This is a genomic window from Micromonospora sp. WMMA1363 (assembly GCF_030345795.1).
Lineage (GTDB): Bacteria > Actinomycetota > Actinomycetes > Mycobacteriales > Micromonosporaceae > Micromonospora.
This window is the reverse complement of record NZ_JAUALB010000001.1, coordinates 128,502-142,806: the sequence shown is the minus strand read 5'-3', so window position 1 is coordinate 142,806 and position 14,305 is coordinate 128,502. Positions and strand designations below refer to the sequence as shown.

Genomic DNA, 14,305 nt, shown 5'->3' with positions numbered 1-14,305 from the left:
GTCTCTCCCTTGATCGGTCGATCAGCCGTTATTTGTACAGTCCCTCTCAGGCCTCAGCCTTAGCCTTAGTTGGCGGTTTCGGCGGGGATATAATCTTGGGCTGCTTCTTTTTGACGACTTTCCACTTCTTTTCGTGGGTGTTGTAGGTGACTTTTTGGTTTCTGTCGTTGTGGTGTTTTTCTTCTTCGGCGCCGCCGCCGCTGGTGGCGAGGGGGATGAGTCCGTCGGGGTCGCTGAGGGTGGTGGGGTTGTTGTTGGCGTAGCTGTAGCCGTTGAGTTGTTGGGGGTCGTTGGGGTTGAGGAGTGGGTCGATGCTGGTGAAGCGGCCGAGGGTGGGGTCGTATTCGCGGGCGCCGAGGTGGGTGAGGCCGGTGGGGTCGGTGGTGCCGCCGACGAAGCCCTTGGTGCCGAGCCAGGGGGATTGTGGGGTGTTACGGCTCTCGCCGTAGGGCATGGTGCGGCGGCGTTGGCTGGTCAGGGCTGCGGCGTCGATCTGGATGTGGCCGGTGCCTTGGTGGTTGTTGACCGTCCATTTGAGGCCGGTGACGTCGCGGACGGCGTGGCCGTTGTAGTAGCGGGTGCCGTCGGCCTGGTCGCTGCCGGTGGCGAGTGCGAGTTCGGTGTGGCCGAGGTAGAGGGTGGTCTTGTCAGGAGTGCGGGTGATGAGTCGGTTGCCGTCGGCGTCGTAGAGGTAGCTGGTGGTTCCACCGTTCTCGGTGAGGGTGGCGAGGTGCCCTTGCGGGTCCCAGGTGAGGGTTTGGGTGCTACCGGTGGGTGTGGTGCGGGTGAGGGTGTTGCCGGCGTTGTCGTAGGTGAAGGTGCGGGTGGGGGTGCCGGCCTGGGGTCCGGTCGCGGTGACGCTGGTCAGTGAGTGGGGTCGGGCCTGTCCGGGGGTGGGGGTGGTGTAGGTCCAGGTGGTGTCGGTGCCGTCGGGTTGTTTGTCGACCTGGGTCTTTCGGTTGCCGCTGGCGTCGAAGGTCCACTGCCGCCAGTAGGGGTCGGCGCCGCCGCGTTGGGGTGTGTCGCAGCTCCACCATGGTTCGGTCCAGGCTTCGGTGAGGCGTTGCTGGTGGTCGTAGGTGAAGCATTCGACCTGGTCGCGGGAGCCGTTGGTCTTGCCGGCGATGACGGCGATCAGGCCGTTGTGCTGGTAGCCGTACTCGGTGGTGAACGTGTCATCCCAGGTGCCGGGAGTGGTTTGGTTCTCGGTGTCGACCTGGGCGGCTGTCACGCGGCGGAGGTACGGGACCGACTGGCTGGCGTTCATTCACCTGGTGCTCGCGGTGGCGTTCCGGGGCCACTGCACAGCGTAATAATTGCGCTCTCGGGCTGCTGCCGGTCACGGCGGTGATGAGGTTGTGGGAACGCCGGCTGGGAGCATAGAGACCTCCATGATCACCTAGACGAGGTCACCCGCCCCGAGCACTTCCACAGAGGTCAATCACGTGATCCCAGCTCAAACCATCAGCCGCCGAACAGCAACGGCCCTGGCACCCACGGTGACGAGGTGCATACCCGTTGGGCCGATCGCACAGAATCCTACACAGATGCTGCTGGAGGACCTTCAAGGAGATGCCCCCGATCTCTCGTCAATGCAAGTAGGCGATCGACAAAGAAGGGATCGGGATTCTGGATCCTCCCGCAGTGCTGAGTCCTTCCTGTCAGGCTTTCAACCACTTCCAGGAGGATGCCCTCCTCCGTCGGGACGACCCCAAGTCTCCATGCCCAACCGAAGCCAAGCTCAGTTAGCGCCAACTCGTCCGACAAAGGTTGCAGGAATAGGCCCTGCTCAGACACCGCCCAGATGCACTGGCCCAGACTGTTCGAAAGCCGAGAAGGTTCCTCAGTTTCGGTCGCGATAAGATGCACATCAGCGGAAACAAGTCCAGCCTTGGACCATCGTTCTTGAATTGCGCGTGCATCTGCTTCACCAATCGGCGCATCAGGCCCCACAGTCCACCCACCCTAGATCCAACGACAGACTACCAAGCAGATTCTACATCCGCAGCAACGGACGCGCAGCATCGCCTACCGCACCAAAGACCCTAAGCAATCCCTCGCGCAGCGAGTCGAGCTGGGCCATCGTGGAATAAAGTGACAGTTCGAGCCGCCTTGGCCAGCCGAATGCATCCTGCGCTGTATCCGACAACACAAAGTACAGCAGCGGTCCAACTAGACCGCACTCCTCAATTCCACCATAAAGAGTACGGTGGAGGGCAATCCGCCGTAGACGATCTTCCGACAGATGCATGGAATCGGGATAGATAGGCGAGTCGACAATGCAGTAGCCGTCATCGCGCTCTTCCTCGTCAGTGTCGAGCTGAATTTCTAAGTACAGCTCGTCGTTGCCCTTCGTTGCGTTGATGGCGACCGAGTACCAGCCTTTCTCGAGATACTGATCGATCTCAACGCTCTGCACTTCCCAAGTCTGCGGGTCGTTCGACATGCTCACTTTCAACCCTCTCTGGAAGGTCGGGCTATTCAGCGACGACGGATCGCCCTACCGCCGACCGACACCCTCATGTTCCCGTCCCACGTGTAGACGTAAGTCCCGCCGCCCTTACTTGCTACGCGCATCGCGTACTTGCACGCGCTACACGGAGCATACTCGCCCTCAATCAACATGGTCTGGCCTGGCTGTAGCGGGTGGTGACGAGTTGCTCTCGACTCCGTGTGCGTCAGGAGGCTATTTCGGGGGAACCCCGCCGCCTTTTCCTGAGGAGTCATGTTTCCGCTGACAAGGTTGGTGCGTAGAACGATGTTTCCTGCTGCATCATAAACCGTAACAGTCGCCTTGTGCGGTGGCCGCTTGCTGGCGTAGAAGCCACCAGCAAGCGCATGGTAACCCAAGCCGTCGATCTGATCGATCAACTTTGCAGACTCGAGCGCCTCTAGCGTGCACCAGTCAGGGTGCGCTTTACATACCTCCCTACCTACATAATACTCTTTGGCCGGAAGATCACCCGCGAGCATCGAGCCGTCGACGGAGTACTTATTGACTTCAGCCTCGAGCACCTCGCGGTTCGGTGCCGCAACGGCAAATGGCCCGAGGATGATGGCGGGCCTATTCCCACCGGTTTTGTCCTGCGGAACCTTCCTTGGCTTTGGCTTTGGCTTTGGCTTTGGCTTTGGCTTGACGACGGTCCACTTTTTCTTGTGGGTGTTGTAGGTGACTTTTTGGTTTCTGTCGTTGTGGTGTTTTTCTTCTTCGGCGCCGCCGCCGCTGGTGGCGAGGGGGATGAGTCCGTCGGGGTCGCTGAGGGTGGTGGGGTTGTTGTTGGCGTAGCTGTAGCCGTTGAGTTGTTGGGGGTCGTTGGGGTTGAGGAGTGGGTCGATGCTGGTGAAGCGGCCGAGGGTGGGGTCGTATTCGCGGGCGCCGAGGTGGGTGAGGCCGGTGGGGTCGGTGGTGCCGCCGACGAAGCCCTTGGTGCCGAGCCAGGGGGATTGTGGGGTGTTACGGCTCTCGCCGTAGGGCATGGTGCGGCGGCGTTGGCTGGTCAGGGCTGCGGCGTCGATCTGGATGTGGCCGGTGCCTTGGTGGTTGTTGACCGTCCATTTGAGGCCGGTGACGTCGCGGACGGCGTGGCCGTTGTAGTAGCGGGTGCCGTCGGCCTGGTCGCTGCCGGTGGCGAGTGCGAGTTCGGTGTGGCCGAGGTAGAGGGTGGTCTTGTCAGGAGTGCGGGTGATGAGTCGGTTGCCGTCGGCGTCGTAGAGGTAGCTGGTGGTTCCACCGTTCTCGGTGAGGGTGGCGAGGTGCCCTTGCGGGTCCCAGGTGAGGGTTTGGGTGCTACCGGTGGGTGTGGTGCGGGTGAGGGTGTTGCCGGCGTTGTCGTAGGTGAAGGTGCGGGTGGGGGTGCCGGCCTGGGGTCCGGTCGCGGTGACGCTGGTCAGTGAGTGGGGTCGGGCCTGTCCGGGGGTGGGGGTGGTGTAGGTCCAGGTGGTGTCGGTGCCGTCGGGTTGTTTGTCGACCTGGGTCTTTCGGTTGCCGCTGGCGTCGAAGGTCCACTGCCGCCAGTAGGGGTCGGCGCCGCCGCGTTGGGGTGTGTCGCAGCTCCACCATGGTTCGGTCCAGGCTTCGGTGAGGCGTTGCTGGTGGTCGTAGGTGAAGCATTCGACCTGGTCGCGGGAGCCGTTGGTTTTGCCGGCGATGACGGCGATCAGGCCGTTGTGCTGGTAGCCGTACTCGGTGGTGAACGTGTCATCCCAGGTGCCGGGAGTGGTTTGGTTCTCGGTGTCGACCTGGGCGGCTGTCACGCGGCGGGTGGCGGCGTCGATCGTGTTGGTGAGTCGTATCTGCTTGCCGCTGGCGCCGAGGAACAGTTGGGACACCTGCCCGTCGTAGCCGTAGTTCGTGTTGTGGATGTAGGTGCCCTGGCCGGAGGTGAGCGTGGTCGACACACCGGAGGTGGCATAGCCGTAGGTGAGGGTCTCGGCGGGTAGACCACCGACGCCGGGCAGGCTGACCGTCGCCACCGCCCCGTTGGGCTTGTAGGTGGTTGAGGTGGTGTACGTGCCGGCGAGGGCGCCGTTCGCGGTGGACGCCGGGATCGTCACTGTCGAGGACAGGGGGCGGTAGGCGTCGTCGTAGGAGCCGACGCTGGTGGTGTATGCCAGCCCGCCGGTGTCATACCGGGTGGAACTGGTCAGCTGGCCCTTGGCGATCGTGTCGTAGGTCCACGCGGCCATCAACCGCCCTGCCGAATGGTCCTCGCGTACCTCGGTGCGCCGGTTGAGGCTGTCGTAGCTGTAGTACAGCCGCTTGCCGAGCCCGTCGGTGGTGGCCTTCAGCAGTGTGCTGTTGCCGTGGTACTCGGTGAGCGTGGTCCCGGCGTCCGGGTCGACGGCCTGGATCTGCCGCCCGAGCAGGTCGTAGCTGTAGGTCCAGGTGTTGCCGGCGGGGTCGGTGACGTCGGTGAGTTCGCCGCGCCGATTGTAGGTGTAGGTGGTGGCGTCGTAGCCGCCGGTGAGGCTGCCGCTGGTGTGGAACTGGCGTTTCTCGACGACGTTGCCGTGTACGTCGACCAGGTCCTGGGTGGTGGTGCCGCCGGCGGGTGGGATGGTGGCGGTGCGGTCACCGTCGTAGACGGTGGTGGTCTGCCACTTGTAGGAGTTGCGCGACCAGGCTTCCGCGGCGGTCTGCCGGCCGAGTGCGTCGTGGACGAAGCGGGTCTGCTGGTCGATGTCCGTGTCGGTGGCGGTGACGAGGGTGGTGGTCGGGCCGGAGGCACTGTTGTAGAACACCGATGACTTGGCGACCAGGCCCCGGTTGTCGTAGACGGTGTCGGTGACGACCCGCTTGCTGTCCGGTGTGGTGGTCTGGGTCTGGCGGGGTCGCAGCAGGCTGTCGAGGATCTGGTGGGAGACGATCTGGTTGCCGTTGGGCCCGAGCGTCTTGGCGGTGACGTACGAGGCGGCGGTGTTGCTGAGGTTGTACGTGTACTCCGCGTCCGGCGTGCCGGTGGTGGGCCGGTTGGCCCATGTCTTGGTCAGCCGGCCCAAGGCGTCGTACTGGCCGGTGCTCGTCTTGTTGTTGGGATCGGCGACGGTCACGGGCAGCCCGCGGCCGGGGGCGAGGGCGGTGGTGACGGTGTGCGACAGCGGGTTGGTGACCCGGATCTGGGTGGTCAGGCCGTTGGTGTCGGTGTAGGCGGTGGCGGTCACCCGGCCCAGGGCGTCGGTGACCTTGTCCGGACGGCCGTAGACGTCGTGCACCGCCTGGCTGGTGGTGACCCAGTTCGCGGTGGCGCCGGTGTAGTCCGTGACGTTGTCGACGCGGGTGACATCGCCGAGCGACGGCTTGCGGTCCAGGCTCGGCGACGACGCACCCGGCTGGTCGTAGTAGTAGCGCTCGTCGGCGAGCGCGTCGGCGGGATAGGCGGGGATGGCCGCGCAGGGGCCGGCCGTGGTCTCCTGCCGCTGCACGGTGCCGGTCTGATACGTCGGCGTCCGCGTGATCAGGTCCTCGGTACCGTCCGCGGTGACGTCACCGACCGCGACCAGCTCACCGCCGACGTCCACGGCGGCCATGCCGTAGGGCAGCTTCGTCACACCGGAGAGGAACCCGCCGTTGCCTCTGCCCTTGTACAGCAGCAGTCCACCACGGCCGCGGGCGATGATGTCGGGGTACGCGTCGCCGGAGTAGTCCTTCCAGCCGGTGATCGCGTCGAAGCTCTGCCAGCCGTTGCCGATCTGGGTGCCGCCGTTGCCGTTGGTCCATCCGCCCGAGCCGTTGCCCGAGTACAGGTACAGATCACCGTTGGGCTTGCGGGCGATGACGTCACCGACACCGTTGGAAGCGAAGTCACCAACGGAGAAGATCGTGTCGAAGCCGCCCCACCCGACACCAACTCGCACACCGGTGGCGGTGAACCCACCCGCGCCGGTACCGGTGTGCAGCCACAGGGTGCCATCCGGCTTACGGGCGATGATGTCGCTTCTGCCGTCGCGGGTGAAGTCACCCGGTGACAGCAGCATGTCGTAGACGTTCCAGCCGGTGAGCGCCTGGGTGCCGGCGTCGAAACCGCCGCTGCCGTCGCCGCGGAACACCCACAGCGCCCCGTCGGAGATCTTACGGGCCAGCAGGTCGGTCTTCCCGTCACCGGTGACGTCACCACCGGTGAACACGTGGTCGAACGAGCCGAAGCTGGTCAGCCCCGTCCCCTGCGCTGCGGCACCGGTCGCACCGTCGAAACGGCGCAGGTCCCCGGTGGTGTTGAGGTTCATCGTGGTACGCACACACACGTCGTCGGCGCCGCTGCTCAGATCGCCGAGCTGTTCCTCCTGCAGCGGGTTACCGTAGGCGTCATAGCTGGGCCACCTCGTCTGCGACGTGCGCCACGTGCCGGTTGCCTCGACCCAGTCCATGATCTTGGTCCAGCCGGTCTCGGTGCGCCACGCCTCCACCGGAGCCGACGCCGCCCACGTCGCGCTCAACGTCCGCACCCCGGTGCGGGTCGACGTCGGGTCGAAGAACTCCTTCGACAGCACCTTGGCCCCGTCGAAGGTGATCCGCTCCTTGAGGAACCCCGCCCGGTAGGGGGCGTCGGTGGCCGTCCCGTGGTCGGTGTCCGTGATCGTCACGCTGCGGGTGCCGTCACCGGCGTCGGTGCGGTCACCGTTCATGCCCCGGAAGTACAGACTCATCGTTTTCGACACCGTCGACCCGGAACCGGTCGTCACCGTCACCAGCGGGTACCCCGCCCACTGCGACCAACTCCGGTGCGCCAGCCCGGTGGCGAACGCGTTCATGTCGTGGTGCCACAACACCGACGTGTTCGACCCGATCGACCCGCCTGCGCCGCGCAGCCCGGACGCGGTGATGCCGTAGGAGTAGGAGCGGACGACATCGGGAGCACCGCCACGGGTGTCATGCTCGATGACCTGGGTGACCACGTACTTGTGCCACCACGTCCACGCGCCCTGATACTCCTGAGGAAAACACCGACGCGGGTTACTGTCCGGATTCGGCGAGGCCTGCCCACCCACACACGCCGCGTCCACCCCGCTGTAGCCAATCTTGATCTGGCCACCGGACTCGGTATCGATCTGCCGCAACCTGAACTTCCACGACTCCGCCCCGCCCGAACCCGCCGCGAACAGCGCCCGGTTCTGCATCGACGCCCCGTAGCCGAACACCACCGGCGGGGTCGTGACGTTCCCGCCGGCCACGCCCGTGCCCGAGTCCGAACCCGTACGCTGGATCGACAGCAACGCCAACACACCACCGACGCCTGAGTGTCCCGTGCCCGGCACGGTCGAGTTCAACGCGTGGGAGTCCACCGTCCGATAGGCCGAACCCGTCCACACCTGCGTGTCGATCCTGGTCAGCCGCTTCGTCGACCAGAACGTCGGACCCCCACACGGATACGCCGTACACTCCAGATCCCACGGCACATCCGGCCAGTTACCGCCATGTGTGGAACAGTTCTCCCAGCACCGGTCCGACGTGGTGAACACCACCCGCGCCGGCGCAGACCCACTCGTCACGCCGGCACGCAGCCCGTACTCGACCCGCGCCAACGTCGACGCTCGGTAGTACCCCACATACGACGCGTTCGAATTGAAGATCCGCTGCGCGTTCTCCTCCCGGTTGTAGTGGTACGACATCGCGTTGCCATGCACGTCCACCACATAGTCCAGGTTCCACCGGTAGGCGATACGACACCACGACGACGTCACGGCCGCCGAGGAGAAGCACGGCTCCCCCGCGTGGTTGCCCATGATCGCCACACCCAGCACCGACGACGTCGACGCGCCCGAACCCGGCACCGCCGACAACCCGAACCAATACTGGGTACCGTCCGAGGTCGTCAGCCGCCACCGCTCGTTGTGCCAGTACCCGGTGATCCCCGTCCCCTGGTCGGAGATGTACTCCACCTTCGTCGCATCGTCATCGGCCAGACGCCACACCTTCGGCGTCGCCGTGTTCGGCGAACCGCTCGCGTCATCCGGCACCAACTCGGTCGCCTTGCCGTTCCACACCAGCCGCGCGTTCGGCAACCGCCAACACAGATCCTTCATCGACGCCGTCGTCGACCAGTACGGCGTCACGTTCGTGTCCTGGTCACACGACCGGTACGACCGCTCGATGAACCCCGGCTCATAGCTGAACCCCTCACCGATCCAACCCGGCTGGGTGTTGTTGTTGGCCGTCTGCCCGTCCACCGCCGCGCTGGAATAATCCAACGACACCTCCGGCGTCAGGCCACCGGGCACCGGCGGCACCCCAACCGGATACGACCACGAGAACCCGCCCGACGAACCACCCGCCTGCCACGACGCCGCCTGCGACAACTGCGTCGCCCCAAACGTCCCCGTCTCCGACGCCCCGTCCGCGGCCAATGCCAACATCACCGCGCCGTCACCAGCACCCGCCGCAAGCGGCGCCGCGCCGACACTCCGCGATTCAGTCGACTTCGACCCGGCCGGGTCGACCGGGTCCGCCGGCGGCTGCGCGATCTGCGAATCTGAACCGGTCACCCGCACCGACGGCAAACCCACCGCAGCCGGGCTGTCATCAACCGGCGACGCCTCCACCAGCGGCTCGTCCACCACCGCCGTCGGCGCGGCCATCAGATCCACATCCGCCGACACCGTCAACGCCGACGCGTCGTTGACCGACGCCAACCGCGTACGGCTCCTACACGCGTCCTTCTCCGGCGCGCTTGCCGCACAGTCGGCCAGCAGCAGCACGTCCAACCGCTGGTTCCAATCCGCCCCGAACGCGTCACGGAACTCGCCGTACCCGATCTCCACCCGAACCCGGGCATCGCCCGACAAGCCGTCCGCCCGCGACACCTTCAACGCCACGGCTGCCCCGGCCCGCTTCGCCACGGCCCGGTCCACGACGTCGACCCGCACCCTGCCCGGCGCACCGCGACCCGCCGCCCGTTCCGCCAGCACCCGCCCCGACAGCACATCCGTCGACAACCCCACCGACGACACCGTCACCGGCAGTCCACCCACGTTCGCCGTCCCCCGCCGCCGGCCCGAAGTCTGCGCCGGCATGTCCACCACCGCCGACCCCGCCCCCGGAAACCTCGCCGGAGCCGCCCGCCACCGCCGCATCTGCGCCCGGCGGACCTGCTCACCCGACACCGCCGACACCGCCGCCGACCGATCCCTGCCCCCCGGCTCGACCGCCGGCGCCGGCCGCGCCGGCGGAACCCAACCCACCAACGACGCCAGCAGGGACCCCACCAACAGCGGCGCCAGACGGCACGTTCGACGACGGGCCAAAGCCATACGACGGTGAGCAGACACGCGAACTCCGGGGGCTGGTTGATCAACAATCCCCGGGAGTATCGGGGGAGATCGAGAACCCGTCAAGCCCGCATCGAGCTACACCTATGATTTGTCGATCAGAAGCGCTGGTCCAGCGCCCCGCCGGAACGATCCGGCGTCAGTTGTGGTCGGTGTGGGGTGGGCTGCCGGGGGTCTGACCGGGCTCGGTGACGACGAACTGGCCCATCATGCCCTTGTCCTCGTGCAGCAGCACGTGGCAGTGGTACATGAAGGGCAGGTTCCGGTCGGTGTGCTCCGGGAAGCGCAGGGCCAACCGCATCGGCACCTCGGGCGTGGCGTAGATGGTGTCCTTCCAGCCGCCCAACTCCGGCGGCGGCGGGGCGCCGTTCACCGACAACACCTGGAACTGGGTGCCGTGCACGTGGAAGTTGTGCGGCTTCGGGAACGGGCTGATCACCTCCCACACCTCGGTGGTGCCCCTGGTGACCCCGAAGTCGATCCGGCCCATGTCCATCGTCAGACCGTTGATCTGGCTGGTGCCGGCCAGCTCGAAGCGGCGGGTCACCGGCGTGGCGGCGTCCACCCCGAGCCGGGGCGGGTCGGCCAGCGTGGCGGCCGGCTCCGGCGCCGGGGAGAGCCGGTCGGCCGCGCGCAGCTCCAGGACGTCGAGCCGGTCGTCGCCGCCGGTGATCCGGCTGTTCAGTGGGTCGAGGCCGAGCTCCGGCGGGTAGCTGCGCAGCACCAGCCGCTCCCCTGGCCGCATCGTGACCACGATCTCGGCGCGCTCGCCCGGGGAGAGCTGCACCCGGCCGGTGGCGTACGGCGCGGGCAGCAGACCGCCGTCGGTGCCGACCAGCGCGAACGACCTGTCGTCGGAGAGCCCGAAGTGGTAGCTCCGGGACGGGGAGGCGTTGAGCAGGCGCAGCCGGATCCGCTCGGTGGTCACCTCGTGGTACGGCCCGACAGTGCCGTTGACCAGCACGGTGTCGCCGAGGATCCCGACGTCGGCGATCCGCGAGTATCCGTCGTCGAGCTGGTTGTGGCGATCGAAGTTCTTGTCCTGCACGATGACCGGAATGTCATCGACGCCGTACCGGGTGGGCAGCCGGGCGGCCGACGCGGCCGGGTCGTCCACGATGAACATCCCCACCATGCCCCGGTAGACGTGGCGAGCGGTGCGCCCGTGCGGGTGCGGGTGGTACCAGAGTGTCGCGGCCGGCTGGTCGATCGTCCAGCTCGGCGACCAGGTGGCGCCGGGGCGGATCGGCTGGTGCGGGCCGCCGTCCATCGCCGCCGGCAGGTGCATGCCGTGCCAGTGGACGGTGGTGGTCTCGGGCAGTCCGTTGCGGACGTTGACGAGCACCGTCTCGCCGCGCCTCGCCCGCAAGGTCGGGCCGAGGTGCCCGTTGTCGAAACCCCACGTCCGGGTCGCCCGGCCCGGGCGGAACTGGCGCTCGCCACCGCTGGCGGTCAGGTCGAACACCTGGCGCCCGCCCTCCTGGCGCCCGGTGAGCAGCGGCGGGATGGCGAGCGGGTTGGTGAAGTCGACCCTGCCCACCGTGTCCACGTCGCTGACCGCGTACCAGATGCCGAAGCCCGCACCACCGACGGCCAGCACCGCCGGCACGCCGATCAGGCCGGCCTTCAGGATGCGGCGCCGGGTGGACCGTCGGCGGCCCGTGGTCACGGCCGGTGGGCTCGCCTGGGCGGGGGTGTCCTGCGGGGAACTCGCCAGCAACGGTGTCTCCATCGTGAGGCGGCCGAGGGCCGGTTCGTGGGCCGGACGGGCGCGGACCGCGGCCCGTACGCTCGGTGTGGCCCAGATTACTCGACGCGGATGGACCGGGTGGGACAGCCGCGCGCCGCGATCCGGACGTCTTCGTGAAGTTCGGCCGGTGGCTCGGGGTCGAGCACCTCGACCTGACCCTCCTCGTCCTGGTCGAAGACCTCCGGCGCCTGGTAGACGCAGAGGCTGCTCACCGCGCAGGTCTCCTTGGTCGCAATCACACGCATGATGACCACCGATCGCCGTGTCGTCCGGTCGTGGCGGCGGGTGTCCGCCGGAGCACGCCGCGCGCGCCCGATCGTCCGACAGCGCACTCGAGGGCCGGTACAGCCGCGCGTCGAGCGGCGTTCCAAGCCGGGCCGGCACCATCGGGGCATCCTGGATCCGCGAAGGGAGCCGTCCGATGACGGACACGGTCACCGCATCCCCCGCGCGTCTGCTCCGCCTGGGCAACGCCTTCTGCGAGGCACAGGCGTTGCTGACCGCGGTCGAGCTGGACCTGTTCCGCGCGCTGTGGGACGCCCCCGCCACCGCCGGGGAGATCCGCGACCGGCTGGGGCTGTCCGGGCGCGGGCTGCACGACTTCCTGAGCCTGCTGGTCGCGCTGGACCTGCTGCACGTCGAGGACGGGCGGTACGGCAACGCCGACGACGTGGACCGGTTCCTCACCGGCCGGGGGCCGCGGGACGTGACCGGCTTCCTGCGCGGCGCGAAGGCCAACCTGTACCCGGTGTGGAACGGGTTGACCGAGACACTGCGCACCGGACGGCCGCGTACCCCGGCGGACGACTTCGCCGGGATGCTCGCCGACCCGGCCGGGGTCCGCCGGTACGCGCACATGATGGATGGTGCGCTCCGCCCGCTCCTGCCGCGGCTACTGGCCGCCGTCGACTGGTTGGCGTACGGGTCGGTGCTGGACGTGGGTGGCTGCCGGGGCAGCCTGGTGGGGCAGCTCGCCTTGGCTCACCCGCACCTGGCCGGGCACGTGTTCGACCTGCCGCAGCTCGCCCCGGTCTTCGCCGAGCACATGACCGAGCTGGGCACCGCCGACCGGGTTACCTTCCACGCCGGCGACTTCTTCGCCGACCCGCTGCCGCCGGCCGACGTGGTGGTGTTCGGGCACATCCTGCACAACTGGCGGCCCCGGCAACGCGAGGAGTTGGTCCGCGCCGGGTACCGCGCGGTCCGCCCGGGCGGCGTCCTGCTGGTGCACGACCGGATGCTCGACGAGGCGACACCCCGGGTCGACAACCTGGTGGCCAGCCTGATCATGGCGCTGGTCACCGAGGAGGGCTCCGAGTACCCGGTCGGCGAGCTGGCGGCCTACGCGAGAGCGGCCGGCTTCACATCCGTGCGCCGGCGCCCCCTGGACGACAACGAAACCCTGGTGACCTGCCACCGCGCCGCCTGACCGGCCACCCCGGCCGCCTTCCCTGAGATCGGGCACCGGCTCGTCTCCCCGCGAGAACTGGCTGCCCGGAGCCGGGGGCGCCCAGGCAGGTGTGCCGAACGAGCGGTATGCCTGTCAGGCATATTTATGCCTGACAGGCATACCGCTCGTTGCGACATCGCCCATCCCGGGCCTCTGTCGGGCGTGGCCCAGCCCTCTCGGCCACCCGGCAGTCGGGCACGGCCCGGCCCCTCGGTCAGCCGACGGTCGGGCACGGCTGACCCGGCGATCAGGCACGGTCGGCCCCTCGGTCAGCCAGCAGCGGCCGGGGCGCGCCGTCGGCGTACCCCGGCCTCGCGGTCCTGTCAGGCGGGCTTGCGGGCCACGACCAGGGTGTCGTCGTCACCCAGCAGACGATCCTCGATCTTGGCGAAACCGGCGGCCTCGGCGTGCTCACGCAGCTCACCCACGGTGTACTCGGAGCCGCCATCGGTGACCAGCAACATGTCCAGACTGATCACCAGGTTCTCCACGCGGCTGGACGGGCGGTCGAGCATCCGGTCGTACACCAGCAGGACACCGCCCGGGTTGACCGCGTGGTACGCCTTCTCGACGAGGAACCCGCGCTGGTCGCGGTCCCAGTCGTGCAGCACGTGCCCCAGCACCACGATGTCGGCCGTCGGCAGCGGCTGCTCGAAGAAGCTGCCACCATGGAAGATCAGCCGGTCGGTGAGCCCCGTCTCGGCGGCCTGCTCGGCGAAGAACGGCTCCATCTGCGGCAGGTCGAAGACGTGCCCGGCCAGGTTCGGGTGCGCGGTCACGATCTGCGCCGCCAGGCTGCCCCGGCAGCCGCCGACGTCGAGCACCGACCTGTGGTCGGCCCACTCGCCGAACGCCTCGATCAGTTGCGGGCCGAGCACCCGGGTCAGGGCATCCATGGAGTGGATGAACTGTTTCAGGATCTGCGGGTTCGCCACCACCGCCTCGAAGCTGCTGCCCGACTGCGGCTTGCCGGTCCGCAGCGCGTCGGAAAGCCGGCCCCACGCCGGATACAGGTTGCGGTTGGACCGCTCGATGAAGCCGCCGATGTACGACTGCTCGCCGCGCACCAGGAACCGGTCGGCACCCTCGGCGTTGCGGTAGCGGCTGTCCGTTCGCTCCAGCAGGCTCAGCTCGACCAACAAGTCAAGCCAGTCGGACAGGCCCCGGCCGTGCAGGCCGAGCCTGGTACGGATCTCATCCAGGCTGGCCGGGCCCGGTCGAAGCGCGGTGAAGAGGCCGAGTTCCACCGCCGTCAGCAGTGCCTTGGCGTCGCAGAAGGAGTTGGCCAGCCGCAGGATGCCGGCCGGCCGGCTGACGTCTGTCGCTGTCGTGGTCACTGAACC

Annotated in this window: 6 protein-coding genes and 1 pseudogene; 1 reads left to right on the top strand and 6 read right to left on the bottom strand. The window is 67.6% G+C overall.

Annotation, left to right across the window (positions count from 1 at the left end; all coding sequences use genetic code 11):
- Positions 1-70: 70 nt before the first annotated feature.
- The 5 genes and pseudogenes from QTQ03_RS00675 to QTQ03_RS00655 form a co-directional block, all read right to left on the bottom strand.
- A pseudogene (locus QTQ03_RS00675) lies at positions 71-1,237 on the bottom strand (RHS repeat-associated core domain-containing protein); the annotation flags it as partial.
- Positions 1,238-1,996: 759 nt separating this feature from the next.
- A complete protein-coding gene (locus QTQ03_RS00670; RefSeq protein ID WP_289276224.1) occupies positions 1,997-2,452 on the bottom strand; it encodes a hypothetical protein in 456 nt (151 codons plus the stop codon).
- Between the two features lie 29 nt (positions 2,453-2,481).
- Entirely contained in the window at positions 2,482-9,597 is a 7,116-nt protein-coding gene (locus QTQ03_RS00665; RefSeq protein ID WP_289276223.1) for an RHS repeat-associated core domain-containing protein, read from the bottom strand.
- Between the two features lie 304 nt (positions 9,598-9,901).
- Positions 9,902-11,482 (bottom strand): multicopper oxidase family protein, encoded by a 1,581-nt coding sequence (locus QTQ03_RS00660; protein WP_289276222.1) that lies wholly within the window; start codon positions 11,480-11,482, stop codon positions 9,902-9,904.
- Between the two features lie 86 nt (positions 11,483-11,568).
- A complete protein-coding gene (locus QTQ03_RS00655) occupies positions 11,569-11,757 on the bottom strand; it encodes a ferredoxin (RefSeq protein WP_289276221.1) in 189 nt (62 codons plus the stop codon).
- A 176-nt stretch (positions 11,758-11,933) separates the two neighbouring features.
- On the opposite strand from QTQ03_RS00655, the gene QTQ03_RS00650 reads away from it, so the two are divergent.
- Positions 11,934-12,941 (top strand): methyltransferase, encoded by a 1,008-nt coding sequence (locus QTQ03_RS00650; RefSeq protein WP_289276220.1) that lies wholly within the window; start codon positions 11,934-11,936, stop codon positions 12,939-12,941.
- A gap of 344 nt (positions 12,942-13,285) precedes the next feature.
- Here the strand turns inward: QTQ03_RS00650 and QTQ03_RS00645 are convergent, their stop codons facing one another.
- Complete coding sequence (locus QTQ03_RS00645) at positions 13,286-14,299, bottom strand: methyltransferase (protein WP_289276219.1); 1,014 nt, start codon at positions 14,297-14,299, stop codon at positions 13,286-13,288.
- Positions 14,300-14,305: the final 6 nt, after the last annotated feature.